Source organism: Microvirga rosea (assembly GCF_020595095.1).
Taxonomy (GTDB): Bacteria; Pseudomonadota; Alphaproteobacteria; order Rhizobiales; family Beijerinckiaceae; genus Microvirga; species Microvirga rosea.
Window position 1 is genome coordinate 350,714 of sequence record NZ_JAJDOP010000004.1, and the last position, 26,766, is coordinate 377,479.

General features: G+C 62.0%; 25 protein-coding genes. 15 read left to right on the top strand and 10 right to left on the bottom strand.

The genetic code is table 11. The annotated features are described in order from the left end of the window. Positions 1 to 70: 70 nt before the first annotated feature. The 8 genes from nirK (at position 71) to LJD17_RS13165 (ending at position 6,937) form a co-directional block, all read left to right on the top strand. On the top strand, positions 71 to 1,210 hold the full coding sequence (gene nirK / locus LJD17_RS13130; protein WP_227384632.1) for a copper-containing nitrite reductase: 1,140 nt from the start codon (positions 71 to 73) through the stop codon (positions 1,208 to 1,210). A gap of 88 nt (positions 1,211 to 1,298) precedes the next feature. Further along, positions 1,299 to 1,706 carry a hypothetical protein gene (locus LJD17_RS13135; protein ID WP_227384633.1) on the top strand — a complete coding sequence of 136 codons (408 nt, stop codon included), beginning with the start codon at positions 1,299 to 1,301 and terminating at the stop codon, positions 1,704 to 1,706. Between the two features lie 117 nt (positions 1,707 to 1,823). Next, positions 1,824 to 2,522: a Crp/Fnr family transcriptional regulator gene (locus LJD17_RS13140; RefSeq protein WP_227384634.1), complete on the top strand. Its 699-nt coding sequence runs from the start codon at positions 1,824 to 1,826 to the stop codon at positions 2,520 to 2,522. A gap of 230 nt (positions 2,523 to 2,752) precedes the next feature. Further along, on the top strand, positions 2,753 to 3,094 hold the full coding sequence (locus tag LJD17_RS13145) for a metal-sulfur cluster assembly factor (protein ID WP_227384635.1): 342 nt from the start codon (positions 2,753 to 2,755) through the stop codon (positions 3,092 to 3,094). 30 nt (positions 3,095 to 3,124) lie between these two features. Then, positions 3,125 to 4,273: a hypothetical protein gene (locus LJD17_RS13150; protein WP_227384636.1), complete on the top strand. Its 1,149-nt coding sequence runs from the start codon at positions 3,125 to 3,127 to the stop codon at positions 4,271 to 4,273. Between the two features lie 58 nt (positions 4,274 to 4,331). Then, positions 4,332 to 4,715, top strand: a complete 384-nt coding sequence (locus LJD17_RS13155) for a hypothetical protein (RefSeq protein WP_227384637.1) — start codon at positions 4,332 to 4,334, stop codon at positions 4,713 to 4,715. A 41-nt stretch (positions 4,716 to 4,756) separates the two neighbouring features. Next, positions 4,757 to 5,296 (top strand): YcnI family copper-binding membrane protein, encoded by a 540-nt coding sequence (locus LJD17_RS13160; RefSeq protein ID WP_227384638.1) that lies wholly within the window; start codon positions 4,757 to 4,759, stop codon positions 5,294 to 5,296. A gap of 36 nt (positions 5,297 to 5,332) precedes the next feature. Beyond that, positions 5,333 to 6,937: a copper resistance CopC/CopD family protein gene (locus LJD17_RS13165; protein ID WP_227384639.1), complete on the top strand. Its 1,605-nt coding sequence runs from the start codon at positions 5,333 to 5,335 to the stop codon at positions 6,935 to 6,937. Positions 6,938 to 7,002: 65 nt separating this feature from the next. On the opposite strand, the gene LJD17_RS13170 is transcribed toward LJD17_RS13165, so the two are convergent. Next, positions 7,003 to 8,196, bottom strand: a complete 1,194-nt coding sequence (locus tag LJD17_RS13170; protein WP_227384640.1) for an adenylate/guanylate cyclase domain-containing protein — start codon at positions 8,194 to 8,196, stop codon at positions 7,003 to 7,005. 134 nt (positions 8,197 to 8,330) lie between these two features. Here LJD17_RS13170 and LJD17_RS13175 point away from each other — a divergent pair, with 134 nt between their 5' ends. Continuing rightward, the gene (locus tag LJD17_RS13175) at positions 8,331 to 8,951 is read left to right on the top strand and encodes a TIGR02466 family protein (RefSeq protein ID WP_227384641.1); all 621 of its coding nucleotides are present in this window, start codon (positions 8,331 to 8,333) and stop codon (positions 8,949 to 8,951) included. Positions 8,952 to 8,976: 25 nt separating this feature from the next. Here the strand turns inward: LJD17_RS13175 and LJD17_RS13180 are convergent, their stop codons facing one another. Next, on the bottom strand, positions 8,977 to 10,206 hold the full coding sequence (locus LJD17_RS13180; protein WP_227384642.1) for an MFS transporter: 1,230 nt from the start codon (positions 10,204 to 10,206) through the stop codon (positions 8,977 to 8,979). Between the two features lie 271 nt (positions 10,207 to 10,477). On the opposite strand from LJD17_RS13180, the gene LJD17_RS13185 reads away from it, so the two are divergent. From LJD17_RS13185 to LJD17_RS13195, 3 genes are read left to right on the top strand one after another with little or no spacing between them, the layout of a single operon-like run. Further along, entirely contained in the window at positions 10,478 to 12,544 is a 2,067-nt protein-coding gene (locus LJD17_RS13185) for an FUSC family protein (protein ID WP_227384643.1), read from the top strand. Continuing rightward, positions 12,541 to 12,750 carry a DUF1656 domain-containing protein gene (locus LJD17_RS13190; RefSeq protein ID WP_227384644.1) on the top strand — a complete coding sequence of 70 codons (210 nt, stop codon included), beginning with the start codon at positions 12,541 to 12,543 and terminating at the stop codon, positions 12,748 to 12,750. The genes LJD17_RS13185 and LJD17_RS13190 overlap by 4 nt, the downstream gene beginning before the upstream one ends. Positions 12,751 to 12,753: 3 nt before the next feature. After that, positions 12,754 to 13,641, top strand: a complete 888-nt coding sequence (locus tag LJD17_RS13195) for an efflux RND transporter periplasmic adaptor subunit (protein ID WP_227384645.1) — start codon at positions 12,754 to 12,756, stop codon at positions 13,639 to 13,641. An 8-nt stretch (positions 13,642 to 13,649) separates the two neighbouring features. Here LJD17_RS13195 and LJD17_RS13200 read toward each other — a convergent pair whose 3' ends face one another. The 4 genes from LJD17_RS13200 to LJD17_RS13215 all read right to left on the bottom strand — a co-directional run bounded on the left by LJD17_RS13200 (position 13,650) and on the right by LJD17_RS13215 (position 18,181). After that, entirely contained in the window at positions 13,650 to 14,126 is a 477-nt protein-coding gene (locus tag LJD17_RS13200) for a YkgJ family cysteine cluster protein (protein ID WP_227384646.1), read from the bottom strand. 79 nt (positions 14,127 to 14,205) lie between these two features. Next, complete coding sequence (locus LJD17_RS13205; protein ID WP_227384647.1) at positions 14,206 to 15,165, bottom strand: cation diffusion facilitator family transporter; 960 nt, start codon at positions 15,163 to 15,165, stop codon at positions 14,206 to 14,208. A 102-nt stretch (positions 15,166 to 15,267) separates the two neighbouring features. Then, positions 15,268 to 16,542 (bottom strand): dicarboxylate/amino acid:cation symporter, encoded by a 1,275-nt coding sequence (locus LJD17_RS13210; protein WP_227384648.1) that lies wholly within the window; start codon positions 16,540 to 16,542, stop codon positions 15,268 to 15,270. A gap of 172 nt (positions 16,543 to 16,714) precedes the next feature. Then, entirely contained in the window at positions 16,715 to 18,181 is a 1,467-nt protein-coding gene (locus LJD17_RS13215; RefSeq protein WP_227384649.1) for a catalase, read from the bottom strand. 93 nt (positions 18,182 to 18,274) lie between these two features. Between LJD17_RS13215 and LJD17_RS13220 the strand changes: the two genes are divergently transcribed. After that, complete coding sequence (locus tag LJD17_RS13220; RefSeq protein ID WP_227384650.1) at positions 18,275 to 19,159, top strand: hydrogen peroxide-inducible genes activator; 885 nt, start codon at positions 18,275 to 18,277, stop codon at positions 19,157 to 19,159. A 69-nt stretch (positions 19,160 to 19,228) separates the two neighbouring features. Further along, entirely contained in the window at positions 19,229 to 20,491 is a 1,263-nt protein-coding gene (locus LJD17_RS13225; protein ID WP_227384651.1) for an MgtC/SapB family protein, read from the top strand. A gap of 11 nt (positions 20,492 to 20,502) precedes the next feature. On the opposite strand, the gene LJD17_RS13230 is transcribed toward LJD17_RS13225, so the two are convergent. Then, a complete protein-coding gene (locus LJD17_RS13230) occupies positions 20,503 to 21,225 on the bottom strand; it encodes an LrgB family protein (protein WP_227384652.1) in 723 nt (240 codons plus the stop codon). Continuing rightward, entirely contained in the window at positions 21,218 to 21,619 is a 402-nt protein-coding gene (locus LJD17_RS13235) for a CidA/LrgA family protein (RefSeq protein WP_227384653.1), read from the bottom strand. Before LJD17_RS13235 ends, LJD17_RS13230 begins: the two co-directional genes overlap by 8 nt. 552 nt (positions 21,620 to 22,171) lie before the next feature. Between LJD17_RS13235 and LJD17_RS13240 the strand changes: the two genes are divergently transcribed. Then, positions 22,172 to 22,492: a DUF930 domain-containing protein gene (locus LJD17_RS13240; RefSeq protein WP_227384654.1), complete on the top strand. Its 321-nt coding sequence runs from the start codon at positions 22,172 to 22,174 to the stop codon at positions 22,490 to 22,492. Positions 22,493 to 22,570: 78 nt separating this feature from the next. Here LJD17_RS13240 and rpoD read toward each other — a convergent pair whose 3' ends face one another. Then, positions 22,571 to 24,562, bottom strand: coding sequence for an RNA polymerase sigma factor RpoD (gene rpoD, locus LJD17_RS13245; protein ID WP_227384655.1), 1,992 nt, complete (start codon positions 24,560 to 24,562; stop codon positions 22,571 to 22,573). A 186-nt stretch (positions 24,563 to 24,748) separates the two neighbouring features. Continuing rightward, complete coding sequence (gene dnaG, locus LJD17_RS13250) at positions 24,749 to 26,641, bottom strand: DNA primase (protein WP_227384656.1); 1,893 nt, start codon at positions 26,639 to 26,641, stop codon at positions 24,749 to 24,751. Positions 26,642 to 26,766: the final 125 nt, after the last annotated feature.

A 26,766-nucleotide genomic window follows, 5' to 3' on the forward strand; every position in this document is an offset into this window, starting at 1 on the left:
CGCATTCGACGATATATTTGCGCTGCAACAAATAGGTTGAGAAGGCGGGGGAGTAGAAGGTCTTCATCCGATGACGGACCACGATGATCCGCCAGGCGGTCCCACAGAGGAGACGATGATGAAGGCCCTGAAGATCCCGGGACGCCGGCCGCTGCTTGCGACCGCTGCCGTTATAGCCCTTGCCACTGCGGCGTGGCTCGGCGCTCCGCTCGCAGCCAACGCTGGTGACAAGGTCGCCGCCGCAGCGCATGCCCATGCCGCGGTCGAGCCGGTCGCCAACGTGGTGCGCCTGCCGGACGATCTGCCGGGTCCCATCGGCAAGCGTGGCCCGCAGCGGGTCAAGGTCGATCTCGAAACCGTCGAGGTGACGGGAGATCTGGCCGACGGCACGACCTTTCACTACTGGACCTTCAATAAGAAGGTTCCTGGACCTTTCGTCCGGGTCAAGGTCGGCGACACCGTCGAGGTCAAGCTGAAGAACCACGACGACAGCATGATGATGCACAATGTGGATTTCCATGCCGTGACCGGCCCTGGCGGCGGCGCCAAAGCGACCGAAGCCGCACCGGGCGAGACCCGCGGCTTCGAGTTCAAAGCTCTGAATCCTGGCCTGTACGTCTATCACTGCGCCACCCCGATGGTGGCTCAGCACATCGCTAACGGCATGTATGGGATGATCCTCGTCGAGCCGGAGGAAGGTCTGCCGAAGGTCGATCACGAATTCTACGTCATGCAGGGTGAGATCTACACCGAGCAGGCTTTCGGCACGAAGGGTCTTGTGGAGGAGAGCTACGACAAGCTGGTGAGCGAACGTCCGGAATACTTCATCTTCAATGGCAGCACCGAGGCTCTGAAGAAGAACCCGCTGAAGGCCAAGGTCGGTGAAACCGTACGGATCTATTTCGGCGTGGGTGGCCCGAACTACACCTCGTCTTTCCACGTGATCGGCGAAATCTTCGACAAGGCTTATCCGCTGGCTTCGCTCAGTGGGCCGCTGAAGGACGTGCAGACGATCACTACCCCTCCCGGCGGCGCCAGCATCGTGGACTTCAAGGTTGAGGTCCCCGGCAACTACATCCTGGTGGACCATGCCCTGAGCCGGGTCGAGCGTGGTTTGGCAGGCATTCTCCAGGTCGAAGGGCCGCAGAACGAAGCGATCTTCAAGGATTACAATCCGCAGAAGTCGGCCCAGTCGACCGGCGGCCACTGATCGATCCTCATCGTCACATTCGAGGCCCGGGCCAAAAGCCCGGGCTTTGCCGTGGGTAGCATGCTTGAGAAGAAGACGGAGAGTGCCGATGGGACCGACCCTGCACGAAGTTGCAAGCCAACCGGATCAGGCTCCCTCGACCGGTCAGTCTCCCTTGCTGGCCCGTGTCCGCACGGTTCTGACCGGTCTTGATCTTGATTGCCGATGCCGGAGCAAGGTCGATGCCGCCCTGGAGCGGTTCGAAGCGCTCGAAACCCGGCGCCAGCTCCGCGGACTGATCCTCGATGCCAAGCACCAGGCGGACCGCATCGCGGCTCTTCTCGAGCTGGTCGGCGAACTTGACACGATTTCCATGGACGAGCCGGACCTGAGCGTCTTTAGGGAGATCGCGCTGCTGTTCGAAGACATCCGGGCGGCGGCGGCCCGCGGCGCCGAGGATATGATCGGGGCCGGAAATTTGGAGAGACAGGACCCGAACCGGGCGCGCAAACCATAGCGCACGCCCGCCGACCTGAACCGAAAGCCGTACCTGACGGTTGTCAGGCGCCGGCTTTTATCCAAGATCGGCGGCGCCCATAATCGGCGATTGTCCGATTCGGACCGAGGAGGTGATATGGCGGCCGTTGATCGTTCCCTTGTGGCGAATGTCCCGATCTTCGACGGCCTTGCCCCGGAGCAGATTGACCAATTGCTCCAGGAGGCACAGTCGATGCGCTATCCGAAGGGCACGAACGTTTTCCAGCAGGACGAGGAGGCGCATTCCTTCTTTATCCTGCTGCACGGACACCTGCGCGTGTTCAAGCTCACCCCGGACGGTCAGCAGGTCGTGGTTCGCTTCGTCGCTCCCGGGGAGGTTTTTGGCGTCGCCATGGCGATCGGTCGCAAAACCTATCCGGCGACGGCGGTGGCCGTGGTGGACAGCATTGCCCTGGTCTGGCCTTCGGCCGCATGGCCCCGCCTTGTGGCGACCCATCCGGGCCTTGCCGTCAATACGCTGCAGACCGTAGGCAACCGGCTCCAGGATGCTCACACGCGCGTCGTCGAGATGTCGACCGAGCAGGTGGAACGCCGCATCGCCCATGTCCTGCTCCGCCTGACCAAGCAGGCCGGCCGAAAGGTCGAGGCGGGCGTCCAGATCGACTTCCCGATCACCCGCCAGGACGTCGCCGAGATGACCGGCGCCACATTACACACCGTGAGCCGCGTCCTGAGCGCCTGGGAAAGCCAAGGGCTGGTCGAAGGCGGACGCCAGAGGATCATCATCCGCGAGCCGCACAAGCTGTTTATGCTGGCCGAAGACCTGCCCGAATAAAGCATCGGATCAGCTCAGGCGGATATTCCGTGGCTGGATATGGAAACGGCCGACGAGCTTCCATCACATTTGGCAGCAGGTCCCCTGGCCGCGGCCACGTCGTCGGCTGACGGACCTGACCCATAAGGTTTCCTTTCCCGTCGGCCCGGTTTCGGGGCCATGTTTGCTCCTAGACAAAGAACCCTCCTGCTTTGTGGACGAAGGTTGGGCCGCTTCAAGGAACAAAGCCCATGCCCACCCCAGCCAGGTCCAAACCCCTCGACGCCGATATCCTCGACTGTCTCGTGGAGGTGATGGACCCCGAGATCGGCCTCAGTGTCGTCGACCTTGGCCTCGTCTACCGGGCCGAGCGCGGCGATGACGGCATCGATGTGGCGCTCACTCTGACGACCCGGGCCTGCCCGTTGGGCGAAATGATCGTCGAGGATGCGCGCGAGCGCTTGGCCCATCGCTTCCAAGACGTCCCACGGATCAGCGTGGCGCTGGTGTGGGATCCGCCTTGGAATCCGGATCTCGTCACGGGCCGAGGCCGGGAACTCCTGAGCCGACCGCAGCGGCAGGCGACCCGATAGGTTTTCTGGGTCAATCAAGAGAACCATCCAATGTCCAGCGCATCCGTCACACCAGCTCTTGAGGCGGCACCCCTGTCCAGGCCCGAACAGACCCTCCGGCTTCGGATGGCCTTGCGCCTTGTGCTTCTTGTCCTCGGCGGCTTGAGCCTGCTGACCGGGCTCTGGGGGGCGATGGCGCGGCTGGGATGGCCCCTTCCCCTCGGTGGTACCCTTGCCTCCCTGCATGGCCCCCTGATGATTTGCGGCTTGTTCGGTACGCTGATCAGCCTGGAACGGGCGGTCGCGTTGGGCCGGAGGTGGAGCTACGCCGCTCCGGTGCTTTCCGGGCTGGGAACCCTTCTCCTGCTCACAGGTGCGCCGGAGACCGTGGGTGCCGCCGCATATGCCGCCGCCGCTATCGTTTTGGCCGGAGCGTCGCTACAGATCACGATCCAGCAGCCGGCCGTGTTCACCGGCACCCTCCTATTCGGTGCGCTCGCTTGGCTCGCGGGAAACGTGCTCTGGCTTTCGGGCCACGCCATTCCGGATCTGGTGGGCTGGTGGCTCGCTTTCCTGGTGCTGACCATCGCCGGTGAACGTTTGGAGCTCAGCCGTCTCATGCCCCAACGCCGTGGGAGCGAGGCCCTGTTTCTGTTCGCCGTGGGCCTGCTCGTCGCGGGCGCTCAAAACGGCCTGCTGACCGAAAACGGGGCGATCCTCTTCGGGCTGGCTCTTCTTATCACCACTCTCTGGCTTTTGCGGCACGACATCGCCCGTCTCAACATTTTCCGCACCGGCCAGACCCGTTTCATGGCAGCATGCATGTTGTCCGGCTACACATGGCTGGGACTGACCGGGGTGGCTCTGATCGTGTTCTCCACCGGCCAAAGCAGTTTCGCTTACGATATTGCACTGCATGCAGTCCTGATCGGCTTCGTTCTCTCGATGGTGTTCGGGCATGCGCTCATCATTCTACCGGCAGTGGCCCGCTTACGCCTGCGTTACGCTCCAATTCTCTACGCGCCCCTGCTTCTGCTTCATGCATCAGTCGCAGTTCGGGTCGGCGCAGGCCTTTTTGATTGGCAGCTTGGCCGGATGGGAAGCGGAATTCTTACCCTCGTGGCCCTGGCGTCCTTCGTCGGCGGCCTGCTCATCAGCACCAAACGGAGCCATGGGACGGTTCAGATCGCCGGAAATTGAGACGAGACGCATAGGTATTGATCGGCCCGGCTATTGGGCCTAGGTACGGGGAATGGGGATGGCAGGGCTTCGCACAGCATCGGTTCGACAGGCGGCCGCGCTCGTCGCAACCCTTGCCCTGTTCTTCCATATCGGAGCGATGGCCTTCGGAGCCGGGCGTATATCCGCCCACAAGGCAGCGGCTCAGGTGCACGTCCATCACGGCGCGGCCCCGACGAAACACGACACAGACGCGCCGGTAAAAGCCGCCAGCCACGAGGCTCAATGCTGCATCCTCAGCATCTGCCCCGGGCTCCCCGCTCCGCCCACGGATCACATCCTCGCCTTCCTGCCTGCCCCGGACGCGGATACTCCATTCTTCAGTACGTGGACGGTTCAAGCGGAACGGCCCACGGCCCTTACGCTGCCCCTTGGGGCAAGGGCCCCGCCGGTGTTGGTTTGACGTGAAGAAGCCTTCTTCCTTCAAACCAACAGGATCTACCAATGACCACGATTGCACTGCACGGGGCACTCGCCGCCGCCGCGACTCTCATGCTTGCCTGCCCGGCCCTCGCTCACACGACCCTCGAGCAGCAGCAGGCCCCTATCGCCTCCACCTACAAAGCCGTGCTGCGCGTCGGCCACGGCTGTGAAGGGGCGCCAACCCTGAAGCTGCGGGTGCGCATTCCGGATGGCGTCATCTCCGTGAAGCCGATGCCGAAGGCGGGCTGGACCCTGGAGACCGTGAAGGCTCCCTATGAGAAGGCCTATGATTACTACGGTACTCCTCTGTCAGAGGGCGTACGGGAGATTGTCTGGACCGGTAAGCTGCTCGACGAGCATTACGACGAGTTCGTTTTCCGCGCCTATTTGACGGACAGTCTCAAGCCGAACACCACGCTCTATATTCCGGCCGTGCAGGAATGCGAGGGCGGCAAGGCGGACCGCTGGATCGAAATCCCGGCGGAGGGTAAGAGTGCGGACGACTACCGGTATCCGGCTCCGGGTCTGAAGCTTCTGCCTGCCAAAACCGGCACTCACTAACAAGGAGGCGGGGCCGCGCCACGGCCCCGCACATCCATGACGCGCACCGTCATCACTCTGCTCTGGCTGGCAGTCGCGACCCTTTGCAACTGCGGGCCTGTCTTCGCCCATGCATCGCTGATCGAATCCCATCCCGCGGACGGCGTGGTGGTGCAGCAGGCCCCATCGATGGTGCGCCTGCGCTTCAACGAGCCCGTGTCGCCTCTCGCTGTCAGCCTGACGGATGCTCGCGGACAGACGTACCGTGACCTGCCGGTCTCCACGAGCGACGAGACCCTCAGCATCACGATGCCGCCGGATCTTCCCCACGGCACCCACATCTTCAGCTACCGGGTCACATCGGGCGACGGCCATCCGATTAGCGGCTCGGTGACCTTCTCCGTAGGAGCCCCGACCGGGTCAGGGCCTAGTCCTCGTGTCGAAGCGGAGACAGGGGTGCGGCCTGCTCTCTGGTTTGCGCGGGTCGTCCTTTATCTCAGCCTCTTTATGGGCGCCGGAGGGGTTTTCTTCACGGCCTGGGTGGCCGCAGATCCACCCAAAGCCATGGGATCGAGACACCTGCTGGAGGGCTTTCTGACAGCCGGGCTGATTGCGGCGCCACTCTCCCTCGGCCTTCAAGGCCTCGATGCCCTGGGCGAGCCGCTCACCGCACTGGGCCTGCCATCCGTCTGGATCGCCGGATGGCGGACGGCATTCGGGCTGACTGCGGCGACAGCTGTGGCTGCACTCCTGGTCGCCTGGCTCGGTCTGCACGCCAGATCAGAAGAGGTTCGGCGAGGCTTGTGTTTGGCCGCTCTCTCAGGAATCGGCTTGTCCCTGGCCCTGAGCGGCCACGCCAGCAATGCCGCGCCGCAATGGCTGACCCGGCCCGCCGTGTTCATTCACGCTGTCTGCGTTGCCTACTGGATCGGCGCGCTGATTCCCCTGGTTCTCGTCGTACGCCGGAAATCGGCGCAAGCGCTGCCGATCGTTCGCCGCTTCTCGGCTGGCGCTCTGGTGGCAGTCGCGTTTCTGACGCTGACCGGCTTGATCCTGGCATGGATCCAGGTCGGGGCCCCCGCGAACCTCGCAGGAACGGCCTATGGGCAGCTTCTGATCGCTAAAATGGCCCTTGTTGCAGGACTGCTTGGCCTGGCGGCCCTGAACCGTCGATGGCTTACGCCGGCCTTGGCCGCTCCAGGCGGCCCGGCTGGGTCGCGGCTAGCCCGGTCGGTCGCAACGGAAATCGTCCTGGCCACGGCCATTCTGGCCCTGGTAGGCCTGTGGCGGTTCACTCCTCCTCCACGGGCCCTTGCCCGCGCCACGGAAGTTGCAGCCGCCGCAAGCGTCCATCTGCGCTCGTCTCGGGTCATGGCCCAGGTTACGCTCGCGCCCGGTCGGGCCGGTCCCGCCAGCGGCAAGGTGGTGATCGCGTCCGAGCGGGCGACTCCATTGAACCCCAGGGAGGTGACGCTCATCCTCGCCAAACCCGAGGCAGGCATCGAGCCCATCGAACGCAAAGCCAGGAATACCGGCCGGGACGGCTGGCAGGTCGATGGCCTCGTTCTGCCTCTGCCCGGCCCCTGGAAAATCAAGGTCGACGTTCTCATCGATGATTTCGAAAAGGCCAGCCTTGAGGGAAACATCACGATCAGGCCGTGACGTTTCCCGCGTCTCCACCTTAGGTGGTGTATAGGCCGGATCCCGCTGAAGATGGGGCTCTGGCCTCAGGGGCGAAAAACCTCGACCTTTTCCTCGAACCCTTCAACGAAGTGGGCGCCCAGAGGAGTCGGATCGCCCCAAAGATGCTCGACGAAGGGCTTGGACATGAGAAGGGGCTCCCCGAGTTCCTTGTTCAACTCGGCGATGCGGCTGGCGAGATTGACGTCCCGCCCGATGACCGTGAAATCCAGGCGTCGGCCCGACCCGACATTGCCGTACGCTGCATCTCCATGGTGCAGGGCAATGCCGATATTGATAGGGACGGGAAACCGCCCTTCGCTGTTCGCCGCTTGAACCCGCCGGAGCGCCTTCGTGGCTGCAGAGAGAGCAGCTTGCGGCGCACCGCCTGTATCGTCGCCCTTATCGCGAACGATGGCCAATAGGCCATCCCCCAGGTATTTGAGCACCTCCCCGCCTTCGTCCTCGATGGGCGGAACCAGGCAATCGAAGTAGTTGTTCAGCAATTCAACGGCATGTTCGGGACTGAGCGTCGAGGAAATCTGCGTGTAATCCCGCATATCGGCAAAAAGGATCGCGGATCGAATGCGCGTGACCTGCCCGCGCAGGATCGCTCCTGACAGGATCGCCCGATGAGGATCGTCTCCCACATAGATCCTCAGAACCTCATCGAGCCGATTGCTTGTCGCTCTGAGCTCGATCACCAGCGCGAAGGACGGCATCACGAGGCGTAGGATCTTCAGCGTCTTCTCGTCGAAGCCGCCCGGCGACCGGGTCGCAAAGGAGATCGCATTCTCCGCGCCGCTGCTGAACCGCAACGGGATCGTCAGATAATGCCGGTATCCCTCCTCCTTCAGCTCAGCCAGGATGGGAAACCGGTCATCGGGGGTATCGCTCAGATCGAGCAGGAGCCATTCATTCGTCCGATTCACGTAGGCGAAGGGACTTGATGAGTAGACCGTCTCGCGCCGTTCTCCATGGGGGAGATACCGCACGACCGTGCCTTCGTCCTTGGTCCAGAACCGACCGATTCCAGCATATTCGGAATGCAGCGCCTCAATGGCGGAGGCAGCGCGGTCAATCGGCAGCCCCAGCTCCCGCAGGCGCTCAATGAAGTCGCTCAAGATATCGCTCGGGTCGTCCATCTTGGCGGCCCCGGTCACGAGCCAGTCCCGCAGGGCGATGACCCGGGACAGCGTTTCGGAATCGAGGCTGCGCGCCAGAAGCAGGGGGTCGTCCAAGAGTCCGTATTGAGGAAGCGTGAGCATCATACCGCCAAGGTGGGATCGTCACGGGAGTCCTGCAAGCGGGTCCACGGCGCTTGCAGGACCGCTTTGGCTTTGACACTCTCCCCCGCGAAGTCTAGAGCCGTGCCATGTCCAATATCGAAACGCTTTTCGTCACCAAAGTCTATCGTGCAGAGCTCGCAGGCACAAAGGCAAAGCGCCTCAATAGCGAGCTTGAGGGCGCCTGCTGGTCCATTGCCGAGGATGACGAGGCCGGGCAGCGCTGGTGCGAGAAGAACGGCTATCCGGGCTACACATCCTATGCATCGCTGAACGATTTGCCGTGGCGCGTTCCTGTATTCGGTGAACTGCTGAAACAGCTTGATACCCATGTGTCTGCTTTTGCCAAGGAGCTGGAGTTCGACCTCAAAGGCCGGAAGCTTGAACTTGACAGCTTGTGGATCAATATCCTGCCGCCGGGTGGCGTCCACACCTCCCATATTCATCCCCACTCCGTCGTGAGCGGGACCTATTATGTCACGATTCCGGACGGCGCGAGCGCCCTCAAGATCGAGGATCCGCGTCTCGGATTCATGATGGCGGCCCCGCCTCGAAAAGCGAAGGCGAAGCCTGAGAACAGGCAGTTCGCCTATATGACTCCCAAGCCCGGTACAGTCCTGCTCTGGGAGAGCTGGCTTCGTCACGAGGTCCCCGTGAACGAAGCGGAGAGCGAGCGTATCAGCGTCAGCTTCAACTACGCGTGGCGCTGAGCCTCAGCTCCCCTCCCCGGTGCCGTCACGCTCCGCGGCCTTTCGGCCGCTCGTGCGGCAGGAAGACCGTCAGAAGGCCGATGGCAGGCAAAAACGAGCAAACCCGATAAACGGTTTCGATGCTGGTCCAGTCCGCCAGCTCGCCGAGCACTGCGGCGCCCAGACCGCCCATGCCGAAGGAAAGGCCGAAGAACAGGCCTGCGATCATGCCGACCCGGCCCGGAACCAGCTCCGTCGCATAGACCAGGATTGCCGAAAAGGCGGATGCCAGGATCAGGCCGATCAGGACGCTGAGCACGCCCGTCCAGAACAGGTTGGCGTAAGGCAGCGCCAGGGTGAACGGCAGGACGCCCAGAATCGAGAACCAGATCACGTATTTCCGCCCGATCCGGTCACCGATCGGCCCGCCGAGCACGGTGCCGGCCGCAACAGCCCCCAGGAAGATGAACAGGTGCAGCTGTGCGTCCTGAACGGACAGCTGGAACTTGGAGATCAGATAGAAGGTGAAGTAGCTGGTGATGCTCGCCGTATAGAAGTTTTTCGAAAAAACGAGCAGCATCAGGATGGTGATGGACCAGAAGATGCGCTGCCGCGAATGGGCCGACTTGGTCTCCCCGCCGCGCGGCTTGGCCCGAAGCGCCACGAGCTTGTCCCGATACCAGCGTCCTACCTGCGACAGGACGATCATGGCCAGAAGGGCCACGAGGGAGAACCATGCGATACTGGGTTGCCCCATGGGCACGACAATAAAGGCCGCCAACAGCGGACCCACGGCGGTTCCGGCATTGCCGCCCACCTGAAAAACCGATTGGGCCAGGCCATGGCGTCCCCCGGATGCCATCCGGGCCACCCGCGAGGATTCCGGGTGGAACACGGACGATCCCATTCCGACGAGCCCTGCCGCCAGAAGCAGCAACGGATAGGACGAAGCGCGCGACAGGGTCAGCAGGCCGATCAAGGTAAAGCCCATTCCCACGATCAGGGAGAACGGCTGCGGCTTGCGGTCGGTATAAACGCCGACCAGGGGCTGCAGCAATGACGCGGTGAGCTGGAACGTGAGGGTGATCAGGCCGATCTGTCCGAAATCGAGGGCATAGCTCTCCTTGAGGATCGGATAGATGGCTGGAATCAGCGACTGAATCAGATCATTCAGGAAATGCGAGAAGCTGATAGCCGCCAGAATCGGAACAGCCACACCCTCGGCTATTGGGCGAACGGGTACGGCAGCGGGAACGGCGGTCGATTTCGTGTCCATGGCGTTTTCTTGAGAAGACCGGCGGACGCGCGGCCTCGATTGGAGCATTGTTGACCAAGCTATAGACCATGTCACGGCGCTTCTCTCCCATGCATATTGCAATGCTGGGTTGCCGACTAAACATTGCCGACCTATCCGCGGTCATCGTTATGGCTTTCAATCTCATGAGGCCTGGGCTTTGGACCGGATCCCTCTAGATGATGCTTCAGACCCTTCCAATCGAGCTGGAATGGGCCGGATCCGAAAACCCTGAACGAGAGTTCCCCTGCCCATGCTGCAGCCGAATTGGCGAGACGTGGCGTTCTCGATCAAAACCTTCGGCGCCGCGATGCTTGCTCTGTGGATCGCGTTTCGGCTCGACCTGACTCAACCAAGCTGGGCCATGCTGACGGTTTTCGTCGTTTCTCAACCGATCGCCGGCATGGTCGCGGCCAAGTCACTCTTCCGGATTGCCGGGACGGTGGTGGGCACCGTCGTGGCCCTTTTCCTGGTTGGACTGTTTGCCCAGGCGCCGCCACTTTTTCTCCTGTGCCTCGCCCTGTGGATCGGGACCTGCACTTTTACGTCGGTCCTGTTGCGTGATGCCCCGGCCTCCTATGGCGCCGTCCTGTCAGGTTACTCGGCAGCCATTATCGGCATTCCGGCCGCGCTCGCTCCGGATACGGCGTTTGATTATGCGATCGGACGGTGTCTCGAGATTACCCTTGGCATCGGCTGCGCCACGCTTGTCAGCCAGCTGATCTTTCCTCGCTCGGCCGGAGAGGCTCTGAAAGCATCGGTCGATACGACCTTGGCGGCGTCCGCGCGCTGGGTGAAGGACATGATGCGCGGCGAGATCAACCCGGACCGTTTTCTCGCCGACCAGCGGAGATTGATCGCCGACGCCATCGCGCTGGATGCGCTGCGGGTTTTTTCCGTTTTCGATACGCCGTCGGTGCGGGCGGCGGGAAACGTCGCGCGGCACCTGCAAGGCCGCATCCTGGCCCTTCTGGCTCTTCTCGTCTCGATCCATGATCGCTTGGTGCTGCTCCAGAGCGAAGCACCAGGAAAGATCGACAAGCTGCAGCCTTTGCTCGACGAGGCCAGCCGGGTTTTCGAGGGCGAGAATATTCTTGCCCTTGAGCCCGACGCCTTGCACGCCATGGAGGATCTGGAGCATCGGATTGCCGAGGCGGTTCCCTCCCTTGATGACATGATCCGCGATCCGGAGACGATCGTGGTCCGGAATGTTCTTCTGCGGCTTCGCGATGCCCTCGAGACGTGGCGCCGCATCCTGGTGCTGCGGCAGGGGCTGTTTTCGGGCAAAGCCGTCAGGATCGACGAAGCAGCACCCTCCACGACCCGATACCGGGATGTCACTCTCGCTCTTGTCGCCGGCGGCATTTCTGTTGCGGCAGTGCTGACGACATCAGCCCTCTGGATTGTTTCCGGTTGGAACAACGGCAGCTCGGCGGTGATTTTCAGCGGGGTGATCTGTAGCATCCTCGCATCGCTGGACGACCCCGCGACAGCGGCAGGGAATTTCCTGCGAATGACGCTTTTGTCGGCTGTTGCCGCTGCGATCTACTTGCTGGCGATCTTTCCGGCCGTCGACGATTTCACATCGCTCGTGATGGTGCTGCTGCCCTTCTATCTCCCGTTCGGCATCCTTCTTGCCCTTCCCGGGATCGGCACGCAGGTGACGCCGCTTGGGCTGAACCTCGTCGCCTTCCTGGGATTGTCCAACACTGCGATACAAACGGATTTCGCAAGCTTTCTCAATTCCACGCTCGCATTGCTGGTCGGGATTGGTGTGGGAATTCTCATGTTCCGCCTCTTGCGTCCGCTTGGGGTCGATTGGGCGATCGGGCGGATCCGGCGCGGGATCATGAGAGATCTTCAGGTTCTCGCCTCAGGCGAAAGTCGGATCGACCGGACGCGCTTTGCAAGTCGCATGTTCGATCGCATCAATGCGCTGTTTTCCCGGGTCGATATCGGCAGGCCCGATCACCAGGGGCTGATGCGGGGCGCTCTCATGGCCCTGCGCATCGGCTTCAACATCCTGACCCTGCGCACGATCCGCAGCACCCTTCACCCAGAGGCGATGCGCGCTCTGGACCGGTCCCTGACCGAACTCAGCCAGCATTTCCGCCATCTGAAGAACGAACGGCAGGACGCCGGTACACCCGATCTCTACCGCACAGTCGCCGTCTTGATCGCCCATCGGACAGCGACGAGCGCTGAAGCGCTCACCGCGCTGATCGCCATCGGCAGCGCCATGGATCGTCATCAGGACTTCTTCGGGGTTGCACAACCCTACGCTCTTCATACCCTTCTGGCCGCACAGGAGCCCGCGTGATCAAGGAAATCAACGTGTTCGGCATCTTCGTACCGCCCCTTTTCGCCTATGCCGGAGGATCCGCGCTCATCTGGCTCGCTCTACGCCGGTTTCTGCGGTGGGCGGGAGTCTACAGGGGTGTTTGGCACCCCGCCCTTTTCAATACGGCACTCTACGTACTGATCCTGTCCGGCTGCATCGTGGCCGTCTTTCACTGGGACCATTGAACCGTGCTCGCGTCTCGCACTTTCCGTTTCGTCGTTACCGCCATCGTGGTTGCTCTGGCGATCGCCGCCGGCTTTTTTGCCTGGCGTCTTTATGTCGAGACTCCGTGGACGCGGGATGGGCGCGTGAGAGCCGACGTCATTCAGCTTGCTCCCGAAGTCTCCGGGGCCGTTGCCGAGGTTCGGGTCAAAGACAATCAGCCCGTCAGGAAGGGCGACGTCCTGTTCGTCATCGACCCTGAGCGGTATCGCTTCGCGCTGACCCAGTCCGAAGCCAATGTGGAGGCGCGGGAGCGCGAACTGGAGCAGCGCCGCCGGGAACTGGAACGCCGCACCCGCCTGTCGAGCGCTGCCATCACTGTCGAGGCGCGGGAGCAGGCGGAGACGGCGGTCGGCTTGGCCGAGGCGGCTTACGATGAAGCCCTGGCCGCGCTGAACACCGCGCGGCTCAACCTCGATCGTACGACTGTCCGCTCACCAGCGAACGGCCATGTCACCAACCTTCAGGTTCACGTGGGCGATTATGCGGTTTCCGGCAAAGCATCCCTTGCGGTGGTGAACAGCGACTCGTTCTATGTGGTCGGCTACTTCGAAGAAACGAAGCTGCGCAATTTTCGAGAAGGCGACCGGGCCGTCGTCCGGCTGCTGGGCTTCCCTGAAGAGATCGAGGGACATGTGGAGAGCATTGCCCGTGCGATCGCCGACCGGGAAACCGTTTCCGGGTCGGGTGACCTCATCGCCAACGTCAATCCGACTTTCAGCTGGGTCCGTTTGGCACAGCGAATTCCCGTCAGGATCGCCCTTGACCGGGTTCCTGATTCCGTTCGTCTTAGCGCCGGCATGACCGCGACAATCGTCGTTCATCCTCAAGAAGGCAGGACTGGAAGGCTCTGAGCGATTGCCTACTCCTCCTTCTCGTCCCATTCGTAGATGCGCTCTGGCCCGTCGGCGTTATCCACGACCTCTTCCTCGACTTCGCGGAACGTGATCTTGATCTGCGGCACCACGTTCTCGTCACCCTGTTGGATGCGCTCGAAGCGGAGGACATCGTAATAGGCGCAGCGTGAGCGCCCGGGATAGGATCGGCAAACGCCGGGCCTCGCGTGATAGATCGTGCAACCGCGGGTCTTCTGATCGAGAAAGGTGCAGGTACGCTCGAAAATGACGTCCTTCACACGCTTGAGCACGCGCTCGCCATCATACTCGGTCGTATAGCGCTGCTGCGCTTCAGCAAACGTCACGCCGAAGTGCTTCGCGAGACGCGTAATGTCTCGCTTGGTGACAGCGACGCGCTCGTAGATCGAGCAACAGAAAGCCGGGCATTTGTTGCAATCGAAATAGACGCGAGGCTGATCGTCCTTGATGACCCGTTCGGCCATGCGCGCTCCTCTGGATGCTGGCTGACTAGAATGGAGGAATGAGACGCGGTTTCAATAGACGCAGATCGTCACGCTTGTGTTAATGCACCGGCGTCGGGTCTTCGATAGCCTCGCGCCTTCGTCGATAGGTCCCGGCCGTTTGGGGCTTGATGAACAAGGTCATGATCTCGGGATGCGCCTGCCTGATCGTTGTTTCGATCCGGGTCACGCAGGCTTCGATATCCGGCGTCCGCAGCTCGTCGGAGAATTCCGCGCTGAGAGCCGCCACCACTTGGTTGGGCGCCAGATGAACGGTCAGGACCCCGTTGGCGCGTTCAATGGCCGGGTCGGCTTGCGCAATCGCCAGTACGGAGCCCTCCAGCCTCGGATCTGCCGCCTCGCCGATCAAAAGACCTTTGGTTTCCCGTGCGAGAACGAGAGCCGTCACAGTCAGGACGGCACCGATGCCAAGGGACGCGGCCCCATCCAGTTCAGGCATTTCGAAGAATTGCGCGGCCGTCACGCCCGCAAGAGCGATCAGAAGTCCGGCGAGAGCGGCGGAATCCTCGAACAGCACAGTGAAGGTTGTCGGATCCTTGCTCTCGCGAACGGCGCGGAAATAACCCAGCGGCCCTTTCGCGCGCCGGAACTCCTTGAAGGCAACCCACCAGGAGGCACCTTCGAAAACGAGCGATAGGCCCAGAACCACATAGGCGACGAATGGATCGGCCACGGGTTCGGGTCTGCGGATATGAACAATGCCTTCGTAGAACGAAACGCCCGCGCCAAGGGAGAAGATCAGCAGCGCGACAATGAAGGTCCAAAAGTAGAGTTCGCGTCCATGGCCGAGAGGATGAGCCCGATCCGGCGGCTTGGCCGAACGGTAAAGTCCATAAAGCAGGAGCAGCTCATTGCCTGTGTCGACGAGGGAATGCACTCCCTCGCTGAGCATTGCCGAGCTTCCGGTCCAGGCCGCCGCAACGAACTTGGTGATCGCAATCAGCAGGTTGCCCAGCAGGGCGGCGTAGATGACTTTCTTGGACGAGGTCTGCGACGCCATGCCTGTCTTTGCTCCGTTGAAGACAGAACGGCAAAGCTCGGCTCTGGTTGCATCATATGTCCGAGTGGCCGGGGCGCACTTCACGCCCCGGCCGGATGGATTTTACTCGGCCGGTGCCAACACGGCTTCCGGCGAAACCGCGCGGGTCTCTTCCCCACCGTTGTAGACGGTCAGATCGAGGACCCCTTCCTCCTTGGCCACAAGCACGGGCACGAGGACTTGGCCGGTGACGTTCGTCGCAGTCCGCATCATGTCGATCACCCGATCGATGGCAATGATGTAGCCAATGCCCTCCAATGGCAGGCCGGCGGTGCTGAGAGTGAGCGTGAGCATGACGATGGAAGTTCCCGGCACGCCGGCGGTGCCAAGGGAGCCGAGCACCGCCGTAAGGCCGATCAGCACGTACTGCGTCAGGGACAGGTCGAGCCCGAAATACTGTGCGATGAAGATCGAAGCGATGGCGGGATAGATCGCGCCGCAGCCGTCCATCTTCACGTTGGCGCCGAGCGGAACCGCAAAGCTCGCATAGCTTTGCGGGACGCCGAGACGCTCGACGGCGACCCGCAGGGACATGGGCAGGGTCGCGAGGCTCGACGATGTCGCAAAAGCCATTTGCTGGGCCGGCAACACGCCACGGAAGAAGCGTCCCACCTTGAGGCCATGCAGCTTCAGAAGCCCGCCATAGACCACGATGATATGGAACAGGCAGGCGATGTACATGGCGGCAATGAACTTGCCGAGCGGGAGCAGCGATGACAGCCCATATTTGCCGACAACCCAGGCGATCAGACCGAAGGTGCCGAGCGGGGTCAGCTGAAGCACCCAGCGGGTGATGCGGAAGACGAGAGCGGCTCCCTGATCGACCAATGTGCGGATGCCGGCCGTCTTGTCGCCCAGGGACACGAGCGCCGCGCCGACGATCCCGGCAAAGAACAGCACCTGCAGGACGTTGGTATCGGCCATTGCCTTGATGGGGTTCGTCGGCACGATTCCGATCAGCACCTCGAGAGGCGTCGGGATGGCTCGCGGCTTCACCTCACCGAGTGGGAGGTTGGAAAGGCCCAGTCCGGGATTGATCAAATGGCCGAACGCGATGCCGACGAGCACGGCCAGTACTGAGGTCGCCATGAACCAGAAGAGCGTCCGGATACCGAGCCGCGCGACGTTCCCGGCCTCGGCGAGCTTTGCCACGCTGGATGTGATGGTAAAGAACACCAGCGGAATGACGATCATTCGCACCAGGTTCAGGTAGATGTCGCCGAGCGGTTTGAACCATACGGTTGCCCGCTCACCTACCAAAGCGCCTGCTAGGATGCCCAAAGCGAAGGCAACCGCGACCCGTTGCCAAAGCGGGCGCTTAAACCACACTGTTAACATGTATTTTGCTTTCTTCTAGCAATAGGGATTGTTATTAAATGGCAAATAGCAACCCTGAATGCAATTGACCTTGTTGCAAACGGTCATTCCGGGGATGCATAGAGCGCGCCCGCCAACAAAAAAGCCGCCCGGCGAACCGGGCGGCTCTGCAGTCAGACCCTGGGGGGAAGATCTATTCTGCAGCCTGAGGTACCGCTTCGCTGGGCGAAAGGCCCATCTTGGCGGCAACACCAAGCCCGTAAGCCTTGTCGGCCAAATAGAAGTGGAGAACCTGGCGCTTGACGATGTCCATCGGCACGCCCTGCATCGCTTCGGCGATGTTGTCGATGAGCTGCGCTTTCTGGGCATCGGTCATGAGACGAAACAGGGCGCCCGCCTGACTATAATCGTCATTGCCAATCCGATGATCATAACGCGCCGCATCGCCGGAGATTTTGAGCGGAGGCTCGGCCAGACCACGGTCCTCGGCGGGGCCGCCGAAGGAATTCGGCTCGTAATAGGCATCGCCCCGGTTCGGGATGTCGAACAGCATCGAACCGTCAGCATGATAATGATGAACCGGGCAGCGGGGCCGATTGACAGGCAGCGCCTCGTAATGGGTGCCGACCCGGTAGCGGTGCGCATCCGCATAGGCGAACAGACGCCCCTGAAGCATCTTGTCCGGCGAGAAGCCGATGCCGGGTACGATGTTCGACGGAGAGAACGAGGATTGCTCAACCTCGGCAAAATAATGCTGGGCGTTCCGGTTCAGTTCGAGAATGCCGATTTCGTGCAGCGGGTAATCGGCGTGGGGCCACACCTTCGTCAGGTCGAACGGATTGTACGGGGTTTGCTCTGCGTCAGTCTCCGGCATGATCTGCGCACAGACGCGCCAGTGCGGGTAATCACCCCCCTCGATGGCCTCATAAAGATCGCGTTGCGCGCTCTCTCGATCCTTCGCGACGACCGCCTCGGCCTCTCGGTTCGTCCAGTTCCTGATCCCCTGCATGGACTTGAAGTGGAACTTCACCCAGTAGCGTTCTCCAGAAGCATTCAGGAACGAATAGGTATGTGAACCGAAACCGTGCATGAAGCGGTATCCCTGCGGCAATCCGCGATCCGAGAACAGGATCGTGACCTGATGCAGGCTTTCGGGCGAGAGGCTCCAGAAGTCCCACATGGCGGTGGGGCTGCGCAGATTCGTCGAAGGGTGACGCTTCTGCGTCCGAATGAAGTCAGGGAATTTCAGCGGATCGCGAACGAAGAAGACCGGCGTGTTGTTGCCGACCACATCCCAATTGCCGTCTTCCGTATAGAATTTCACCGAAAAGCCGCGCACGTCACGCTCCGCGTCGGCGGCGCCGCGCTCACCCGCGACGGTCGAGAAACGCAGGAAAACTTCCGTCTGCTTGCCGATCTGCGAAAAGAGCTTGGCCTTCGAGTATGAGGTGATGTCCTGCGTGACCGTGAAAGTGCCGTAGGCTCCGGAGCCCTTGGCGTGCACTACGCGCTCGGGAATGCGCTCGCGGTTCTGGTGGGCCAATTTCTCGATCAGCTGATAATCCTGCAGCAGCAGCGGCCCACGGGGACCTGCGGAGATCGAGTTCTGGTTGTCGGCGATCGGCGCACCGGCCGTCGTGGTCATGGTCGGTTTTGTCATCGTGCATCCTCCTGGATGACGGCACCATCAGCGAGTCCCTTTGATTAGTCCAATTCGATTGTCTAACAGGCACGATAAGTTTATCTTATCGTCATGATGACACTCCGCCAGCTTCGCTATCTTGCCGCCATTGCCGAGACCCGACATTTCGGCCGCGCCGCAGCTTTGTGCCACGTGACACAGCCGGCTCTTTCGATGCAGCTTCAGGAGCTGGAACATATGCTGGGCTGCCGCCTCGTCGAACGCCGCCGGAACGCGGTCGACCTGACAGCCGAGGGGCAGGAAGTCGCTCAACGGGCAGCAGCGATCCTGGCCGCGGTGGCCGACCTGGAGGATTATGCCCGCCGCGAAAAGCCGCCCCTGATCGGAGTCCTGCGGCTCGGGATCATTCCCTCCATCGCACCTTATCTTCTGCCCCGCGCTCTTCCGTTGCTTCACGACAGGTTTCCGCAGCTCGACCTGCGCATCCGTGAAACCCAAACGGCCCCTCTGGTGGAAGAGCTCATTCGCGGCGATCTCGATCTCATCGTCGCGGCCCTCCCGATCGACCGGCCTGAGCTTGAGACCCTCAACGCGTTCGAGGATCGGTTTCTCGTCGCCCGACAGACCAGAGCCGGCGCCCGCGCGGATGCCAGAATGGAACCTGCCGCTCTGGCATCAGAGCACCTGTTGCTGTTGGAGGAAGGTCATTGTCTTCGCGATCAGGCGCTCAGCGTCTGCGGAGCACTGTCTTCCAACATTCACATGGCATTCGGGGCTTCGAGCCTTTCGACCGTGATGCATCTCGTCGCCAACGGATACGGCATCACCTTGCTTCCGGAAATGGCGGCGGACATGGAACGGACGGACCGCGTCGAACTCATCCGCTTCACCGATCCGGAACCGGTGCGTACGATCGGCATCGCCTGGCGGCGATCCTCTTCGCGACGAAGCGATGCGGCTGCGCTCGCGAAGGTCCTGCTCGACGCGCGAGCCTAGGATATGCTCTAGCTGCATCGAGGCGAGATATCCCACGAACAGATCGCGCGCTTCCATCAAGGAGACATCATGATCCTCGATCCGCTGCTCGAACGTCTTGCGGTCGCTCTCGCCATCGGACTTCTCCTAGGGATCGAGCGCGGATGGAAGCAAAGAGACGAGGCGGAGGGCGAACGGACAGCGGGACTGCGCACTTACATGCTGACGACATTGCTTGGAGCGCTGTGCGCGATCCTCGGCATGAATCTGGGCGCTATCTTCCTGAGTCTCTCCTTCCTGAGCTTTGCCATGGCGTTCACTGCGTTCTCGTGGTTGGAGGCTTCATCGGAAGGAAATTTCAGCGTCACCGGTGTCGTCGCAGGCTTGCTGGCCTTTGCCTTGGGAGCCTACACCATTCTGGGCAATGTGCAGATTGCCATCGCGATTGCGGTCACGGCGACGATCATTCTTGCCGCGAAGGCGACGCTGCACGCGTGGCTGCGGCGTCTGAGCTGGCTCGAGATCCGCGCTGTCCTGATTCTGCTCGCAATGACGTTTCTCCTGCTGCCACTGCTGCCGAACCGGACCGTCGATCCCTATGATGCAGTGAATCCAGCGGAAGTCTGGCTGCTTGCCATCATCATCGCGGCTCTGTCCTTCGCAGGCTATGTTGCAGTGCGCGTCATGGGCAGCCGGCACGGGATCGCCTTGGCGGCGCTTGCAGGAGGCTTGGCTTCGTCAACCGCGACGACGGCGACGTTCGCACGCCTTGCGCGCGAGCAACCCATGGCAGGACCGCTTCTGGCTGGCGGCATCCTGCTGTCGAGCACGGTCATGATCGTCCGTGTCGTCATCATCGCCAGCGCCATCAACATTGACCTCGCTTCTTCCCTGGGCTGGTCACTGGGTGCTGCCGGTCTCGTCCTCCTCCTCGGCGCAGCTCTGTTTCTCACGCGACAGAGTGAAGGCAAGGGCAGCCATCCGAACCTCAAGATCCGAAATCCTTTCGAGCTCGGCACGGCTCTGCGGTTGGCGGCTCTGATCGCGGCCATCAGTCTGCTGGCGAAAATCCTCATCGAGAAGACCGGCGAAGCCGGGTTGAACGTCTTGGCCGTTCTCTCCGGCATCGCGGATGTGGATGCGGTCACCCTGTCGCTTGCAAGGCTTTCCCTCAACGCCATTCCGGCGACTGCTGCCACGACGGGAATATGCTTGGCCGTCGTGACCAATACGGTCGTCAAGATCGGCATGTCATTCAGTCTCGGCAACACAAAGGTCGGTTGGCCGGTGGCGGTCGTCAGTCTTGGGGCGACTGGAGCGGCCGCAGCCGTCCTGCTCTTCCGGGGAGTATGATGTGCGGCGGATCAGGACAGGATCAGACGCAGGATAACGGGCAGAAGAAGCGCGGTGACGAGGGCATTGAGGGCCATCGCGATGCCCGCGAAGGTTCCGGCCAGAGAATGGACCTGAAAGGCTCGCGCCGTACCAATTCCATGTGACGCCAGGCCTACGGAAAAACCTCGGGCGCGCCAATCCGTCATGCCGAGTGCATTCATAAGCGGTGTCACCATGATCGATCCGATCACGCCCGTCAGCATGACCAGGATTGCCGTCAATGCAGGATCGCCGCCGAGGGTCTCGGTGATGCCCATGGCAACCGGGGCAGTAACGGATTTGGGCGCCAGAGACACAAGAATCTGCCGCGGAACCCCAAGGAGTTGAGCGATCCAGACCGCAGACACAATAGCCGTCACGGATCCGATAACGAGGGCCATGAGCATCGGCAGGAGAGCGCGCATCACGATCCTCCGGTTCTCATAAAGCGGAATGGCGAGAGCAACCGTCGCGGGGCCGAGGAGAAAATGAACGAACTTCGCGCCCTCGAAATAGACGGGATAGGATGTCGCCGTTCCCCAGAGCACGAGCGCAATCAGAACCACCGCCATGAGCACCGGATTGCACAAGGGATTGCGCTTCGTGGCATGGGAAATTCTATCCGCCACCACATACGCGCCAAGCGTCACCGTCAGCCAGAGGAGCGGCGTCTGCGAAAGATAGACCCAGAGGGCGAAGGGTTGATCACTCACGGGCCGAGCTCCCCTCACCGCCCCGAGCCGACGTCTCCGTCAAACGGGAAACGAACACGAAGGCCAGCACCGTCACCACGAGGGTGATGAAAGTCGAGACGACCAGCGCCACCAGGAGCGCCCAGCCATATTCGGTCAGGATATCGAGCCGCTGCATGACGCCGACGCCGGCCGGGATGAACAGAAGCGACAGATGAGCCAGGAGGCCCTGGCCGGTCGCGTCCACCTGCCGCCCGAATGCCGGACGGTATTTTCGTATGCGGTCGCGAACGCCCAGAGCCGCGAGCATGACGATCATCCCTAGGACCGGGCCCGGAATCGGCCAGCCAAGACCGCGGGCGATCACCTCCCCGACAAGCTGGCAGAAAAGGATAAGGGTTAGGCTGGCGATCATCGTTACGTCCTCGGTCTGTCTCATTCCACACGAGGCACATTATGCACAGGCCTCCCGCAGCCGACAGAAAGGCGGAGCGGCCGATGCCGCAATCCTGCCGCAAGCGGAAACCACAGCAAAGCTCCTGCGGGAGGGTCGACGTGAGAGGGCACGACATTTGCCGACATGCGAGGTTGCTGCATGCAGCTCTTTGGTCACGCTCCGCCCGCTAGCTTCTGCATCGGCAGGCAGACTATCGGCGGAACGGCAATATCATTGGGTCTGCATGCTCTTCTGTTGTTCGCATGCTTCATGCCTTTCAAACCTCGGCAGATCCCCCAATCCGACGAAGGGACGCCAGTCGAAATCTGGTCTTCGGAACAGGTCGAGGCGCTTTCTCCACCGCCTGCCACGCTGCCTCCGCCTCCACAATCGCTGCAGCCGCCGGAGGAAGGTGAATCCATTGCGGGAGCCCCGGCTCCAACTCAGGATCCAAGATCGGTCCCGGCAGGTCCTATCCGGGCGACCACCATCCTCTCAGGGCAAGTCCTGGCAAACCCTCGAAGTCGAAAGATGCAATCAGCCCTCGCGTCTTTCGACGCTGAAACCAGGATCGAGCAGCATTGCGGGATCGAGGCGATGGCGCAGATCGCCGCCTTGACGCTTTTCCAGCCGGACAGGGTTGTCGCCTACGCGATGGCGGACGTAGCACGCGTCGGCAATACACTGACGGCGCAGGGAGCAGCGTTTCGAAGCGGTCGGCGGTGGTACAAGCTGGCCTTCATATGTGAATTGACCCATGACCACCGGGCCATTCAGGCCTTCGAATTCACCATCGGCGATCCGATCCCGAGGCGCTTGTGGGAAGCTCACAGCCTGCCGCCCGTTCATTAGGAGCCGGCATCCGGAAACGACAAAGCGCCCCGCAAAGGGCGCTTTGTCAGAAAGTCAGGTCTCCCGGGCCTTCCCGGATCAGTTGTCCAGGAAGCTGCGCAGCTTACGGCTGCGGGACGGATGCTTCAGCTTCCGAAGCGCCTTGGCTTCGATCTGGCGGATACGCTCGCGGGTCACCGAGAACTGCTGACCAACCTCTTCGAGGGTGTGGTCGGTGTTCATGCCGATGCCGAAGCGCATGCGCAGCACACGTTCCTCGCGCGGCGTGAGCGATGCGAGAACGCGGGTCGTGGTCTCGCGCAGGTTCGACTGAATGGCCGCGTCGATGGGCAGGATCGCGTTCTTGTCCTCGATGAAGTCACCGAGGTGCGAATCCTCCTCGTCGCCGATCGGCGTTTCGAGGGAGATCGGCTCCTTGGCGATCTTCAGGACCTTGCGCACCTTCTCCAGGGGCATAGCCAGCTTCTCGGCCAGCTCCTCCGGCGTCGGCTCGCGGCCGATCTCGTGCAGCATCTGGCGCGACGTGCGGACGATCTTGTTGATCGTCTCGATCATGTGCACCGGAATGCGGATCGTGCGGGCCTGGTCGGCGATCGAGCGCGTGATCGCCTGCCGGATCCACCAGGTGGCATAGGTCGAGAACTTGTAGCCGCGGCGGTACTCGAACTTATCGACCGCCTTCATGAGGCCGATATTGCCTTCCTGGATCAGATCCAGGAACTGGAGGCCGCGGTTCGTGTACTTCTTGGCGATGGAGATCACGAGACGCAGGTTCGCCTCGATCATTTCCTTCTTCGCCTGCCGGGCCTCGCGCTCGCCTTTTTGCACCATCATGACGATGCGGCGGAACTCCTGGATTTCCAGGCCGGTCTCGGAAGCCAGGTTATGGATCTTCTCGCGCAGCTCGTGGATCTGGTCCTTGCCCCTGGCGACGAAGTCCTTCCAGCCTTTGCCGCCGAGCTTGGAGACGCGCAGCACCCACTTGGGATCGAGCTCCCAGCCCTGGTAGTGCTTGAGGAACTCCTCGCGAGCGACGCCATGGCTTTCAGCAAAGCGCATCAGGCGGCCCTCATGGGAGATGAGCCGCTTGTTGATGTCATAGAGCTGCTCGACGAGAGCCTCGATCCGGTTGTTGTTGAGCGAAAGCGACTTCACCGAAGCCACGATATCCGCCTTCAGCTCCCGGTATTTCCGCTCCTGAGCGGGAGTCAGCTGCTTGTTCTGCATGCGCTGCTCCACGTGTTCGACCTGGAGGCGGCGCAGCTTCTTGTAGTTGTCGGCGATGGAATCGAAGGTTTCGAGAACCCGCGGCTTCAGCTCGGCTTCCATGGCCGAGAGCGACACGTTGTTCTCAAGATCGTCTTCGTCCATCTCGCCTTCGGGCGGAACGGCGCCCTCGCCGTCCTCGGCGGCGGCCTCTTCCTCGCCTTCGCCGAGTTCCTCCCGGGGGGCGCCTTTGCCATCGGGGCCGGCATAGGTCGCTTCGAGGTCGATAATGTCACGCAGCAGCACCCGGCCTTCGACGAGCTCGTCGCGCCAGATGATGATGGCCTGGAAGGTCAGTGGGCTTTCGCAGAGGCCTGCGATCATCGCCTCGCGACCGGCCTCGATCCGCTTCGCAATGGCGATTTCGCCTTCGCGGGACAGGAGCTCCACGGAGCCCATCTCGCGCAGATACATGCGCACCGGGTCATCGGTACGGTCGGTCGGTTCCTTGGCGGTCGTCTCGCGAACCGTGACGGCGCGTGACTGGGTCGCCTCGACGAGGTCGCCGCTTTCGGCCTCCTCCTCTTCCGCTTCCGCCTTCTCGCCCTCTTCGGCCTCCTCCGACTCGACCACGTTGATGCCCATTTCGGACAATTGGCCGAGCACGTCCTCGATCTGTTCGGACGAGAACTCCTCGGACGGCAGGACTTCATTCAGCTCGTCATAGGTCACATAACCGCGCTTCTTGGCGAGCTTGATCATCCGCCGAACGGCGGCATCGGTCAGATCGAGAAGAGGCCCGTCGCTCTGCTGCTCAGGCGCTGCAGTCTCGGCTTCGTCCCGTTCGGTTGCCTTCGTTGCCATGCTTTGCACTACTCCGTCGCCCCACCGGCCCCCGAGCCGGATCGGCGATGCGCGAATGGGCAGCGAAGCGTCCTGGCCTCACCACCCGAAATTCATTCCAAACAATAAAACAGCAAGTCGCTTGACTAACCGTTAACCATCCCCCCACTCGTCCGCGCGCCTCTGCTCCGAACAGGTGCCCGGGCATCAGTGATCGCGGTGGACAACTCCGTTGTCTAAATCGGCCTCAGCACCCTCGACGGAAGACAGCTGGTTTTGGACCTCTCGCAGCCAAGCGAGATTGGCCTCATTGTCGTCTTCGGCGAGCGCGCGCTCCGCGGCCCGAAGTTCGCTATGTAACGTGCGTGCGCGGCGATGCAAGGTGATTGCCTGCCTTAATGCGTCTTCAAGTCGCAAGAAATCGGCATGGGGGTCGAGCATCCAGCGATCGCCGGTGCGCACCAGAGATGTAAGACGTTCCGCAACGGGCGCAAGACCCGCCCGCTCAAGCCGTGTGGCCATGACGTCAGGACCCGCGGGCTCGCCATGGGCCGCATCGTCGATGAGGAAGCGTCGCAGATCCTGGGCGCTTCGCCCCTCAAATTCAAGCTCCGCAAGGGTTTCAGCGTGGCTGTGGAGCATCTCGGGATGCGCCAGGAAGGTGCACAGGATGACGGCCTCGCGGGGGGTCTCGACGGTTCCTCCGGTAAAAAGCGCGCTCCTGGCCAGAAGCGGCGAGACACTCACCCGAGAGCTCGGCGTCGTCGGCGCCGCCCCCCAGCGATCCCGCCGTGAGCCGCCCCCCTGCCGCTTGAACCGGCCCGGGCGCGGATCCGGATTCTGCGTGGACAAACGGCTTTCCACCTCCTCCCGGTAGTACCGCTTGAGGGTTTCGTCGCGAATCAGTCCCAGCGATTCGCGCAGGCGATGCTCCAGGGCGGCCCGCCGTTCGGGTGTATCCAGAGGTCCGGCCTCGACCTCCCGGGCCCAGAGAATGTCGATCAGCGGCCGGGCGGATGCGAGCACCCGCTCCACGGCGACGGAGCCGCCGGAACGCGCCAGATCGTCCGGATCCTGCCCTTCCGGCAGAAGAGCAAAGCGCAGCGACTTGCCCGCCGTCAGGTTCGGCAAGGCGAGATCGAGCGCCCGATAGGCTGCCCTTCGTCCGGCTTTGTCGCCATCGAAACACAGGATCGGCTCGTCCGTCATGCGCCAGAGAAGAGCGAGTTGCTCCTCGGTCAGGGCTGTGCCGAGGGGCGCGACGGCGTGGGGAAAGCCTGCAACGCTCAAGGAAATGACGTCCACATAGCCTTCGGCCACGATCACGGTACCCCGATCGTGAGCGGGCTTGCGGGCAAGATGGAAATTGTAGAGGAGCCGGCCCTTATTGAAGAGAGGGGTGTCGGGGGAGTTGAGATACTTGGCCGAGACCTCAGCGCTCATGGCCCGGCCGCCGAAGGCGACGACCCGGCCGCGGAGGTCGCAGATCGGAAACATGATCCGGTCGCGGAACCGATCATAGGGGATCTTCACGTCCTCGCCGGAGTAAAGCAGCCCGGCCTCCTCCATCATCTCGAGAGGAACGCCCTTTCCGGCAAGATAATCGCGCAGCGCGTACCGTTCCGGCGGGGCATAGCCGATGCGGAAACGCTCCTGCGTTTCGCGGCTCAGGGCGCGACCGGCGAGGTAATCGCGCGCCTTCATGCCGAACCGGCCCTGAAGGGAGGCCATGAAGAACTCCGCCGCCATCTCCGTCACATCATAGAGAGTGTTGCGCTTAACCTCCTCGGCCCGGTCCTCCCGGGTCATCTTCGGAAGGGCAACCCCCGCCTCCGCCGCAAGCCTCTCCACGGCCTCGGGAAAGGACAAGCCTTCCGTCTCCTGGAGGAAGGTGAAGATGTCACCATGCTTGCCTGACGAGAAGCAGTGATAAAACTGCTTCTGGTCGTTCACATAAAAGGAAGGCGTCTTCTCCGCATTGAACGGCGAGAGCCCTTTCCATTCCCGTCCCGCCTTCTTGAGGCGCACGCGCTTGCCGACGACGGCCGATACGGGCAGTCGGGCGCGAATCTCCTCGAGAATCTGGGGCGGGTAGCGCACGAAGCGAATTCTCCAAACCTGCTGAGTAAACTAGGGCACCGACAAGCCGGAAGAAAAATGCCGGGCAGCTCCGGCTTTACACGCAATTCACAGGGCATCCTGCCGCCGGAAGCGTCTGAATTCCA

Excerpts from the sequence above, each read along its gene's own strand:
- LJD17_RS13180 (WP_227384642.1), bottom strand. The coding sequence starts at position 10,206 with ATGGACACGAAATCGACCGCCGTTCCCGCTGCCGTACCCGTTCGCCCA.
- LJD17_RS13150 (WP_227384636.1), top strand. The coding sequence starts at position 3,125 with ATGTCCAGCGCATCCGTCACACCAGCTCTTGAGGCGGCACCCCTGTCC.
- LJD17_RS13160 (WP_227384638.1), top strand. The coding sequence starts at position 4,757 with ATGACCACGATTGCACTGCACGGGGCACTCGCCGCCGCCGCGACTCTC.
- LJD17_RS13135 (WP_227384633.1), top strand. The coding sequence starts at position 1,299 with ATGGGACCGACCCTGCACGAAGTTGCAAGCCAACCGGATCAGGCTCCC.
- LJD17_RS13220 (WP_227384650.1), top strand. The coding sequence starts at position 18,275 with ATGATGACACTCCGCCAGCTTCGCTATCTTGCCGCCATTGCCGAGACC.
- LJD17_RS13165 (WP_227384639.1), top strand. The coding sequence starts at position 5,333 with ATGACGCGCACCGTCATCACTCTGCTCTGGCTGGCAGTCGCGACCCTT.
- nirK (WP_227384632.1), top strand. The coding sequence starts at position 71 with ATGACGGACCACGATGATCCGCCAGGCGGTCCCACAGAGGAGACGATG.
- LJD17_RS13215 (WP_227384649.1), bottom strand. The coding sequence starts at position 18,181 with ATGACAAAACCGACCATGACCACGACGGCCGGTGCGCCGATCGCCGAC.
- LJD17_RS13145 (WP_227384635.1), top strand. The coding sequence starts at position 2,753 with ATGCCCACCCCAGCCAGGTCCAAACCCCTCGACGCCGATATCCTCGAC.
- LJD17_RS13240 (WP_227384654.1), top strand. The coding sequence starts at position 22,172 with ATGCAATCAGCCCTCGCGTCTTTCGACGCTGAAACCAGGATCGAGCAG.
- LJD17_RS13210 (WP_227384648.1), bottom strand. The coding sequence starts at position 16,542 with ATGTTAACAGTGTGGTTTAAGCGCCCGCTTTGGCAACGGGTCGCGGTT.
- LJD17_RS13200 (WP_227384646.1), bottom strand. The coding sequence starts at position 14,126 with ATGGCCGAACGGGTCATCAAGGACGATCAGCCTCGCGTCTATTTCGAT.
- LJD17_RS13185 (WP_227384643.1), top strand. The coding sequence starts at position 10,478 with ATGCTGCAGCCGAATTGGCGAGACGTGGCGTTCTCGATCAAAACCTTC.
- LJD17_RS13225 (WP_227384651.1), top strand. The coding sequence starts at position 19,229 with ATGATCCTCGATCCGCTGCTCGAACGTCTTGCGGTCGCTCTCGCCATC.
- LJD17_RS13175 (WP_227384641.1), top strand. The coding sequence starts at position 8,331 with ATGTCCAATATCGAAACGCTTTTCGTCACCAAAGTCTATCGTGCAGAG.
- LJD17_RS13205 (WP_227384647.1), bottom strand. The coding sequence starts at position 15,165 with ATGGCGTCGCAGACCTCGTCCAAGAAAGTCATCTACGCCGCCCTGCTG.
- LJD17_RS13155 (WP_227384637.1), top strand. The coding sequence starts at position 4,332 with ATGGCAGGGCTTCGCACAGCATCGGTTCGACAGGCGGCCGCGCTCGTC.
- LJD17_RS13140 (WP_227384634.1), top strand. The coding sequence starts at position 1,824 with ATGGCGGCCGTTGATCGTTCCCTTGTGGCGAATGTCCCGATCTTCGAC.
- rpoD (WP_227384655.1), bottom strand. The coding sequence starts at position 24,562 with ATGGCAACGAAGGCAACCGAACGGGACGAAGCCGAGACTGCAGCGCCT.
- LJD17_RS13235 (WP_227384653.1), bottom strand. The coding sequence starts at position 21,619 with ATGATCGCCAGCCTAACCCTTATCCTTTTCTGCCAGCTTGTCGGGGAG.